The sequence below is a fragment of the Sedimentibacter sp. B4 genome (assembly GCF_000309315.1).
GTDB lineage: Bacteria > Bacillota > Clostridia > Tissierellales > Sedimentibacteraceae > Sedimentibacter > Sedimentibacter saalensis.
On record NZ_CANG01001119.1, the window covers coordinates 1 to 230 of the forward strand.

Consider the following 230-nt stretch of genomic DNA (forward strand, 5'->3'; position numbering starts at 1 on the left):
TCTCAAGCCACGCAGCAACTACGGCGACGCCATCCTGTTCGAGTTGGTCCGGCTGCTGCTCGACGGGTACGACGACCGCGAGCGGTTCCTCGTGACGGGGGCAGCCAACCTCCGGCACCAGGTCGGCGCGGGCCGGGTGCGGCAGATCAACCAGGGCTACGACGCGGTCGTGCTGGGGTGGTGGCGGCTGATGCTGCGCAGCACGAACGAGAACCAGCTGGTCGGGATGG

At 68.7% G+C, this 230-nt stretch carries 1 protein-coding gene; it reads left to right on the forward strand.

Features of this window, described 5'->3' with window-relative positions; all coding sequences use genetic code 11:
- Positions 1 to 230, forward strand: a 230-nt coding sequence (locus BN358_RS27340; protein WP_198018552.1) for a hypothetical protein, incomplete at both ends; no start/stop codon positions are given.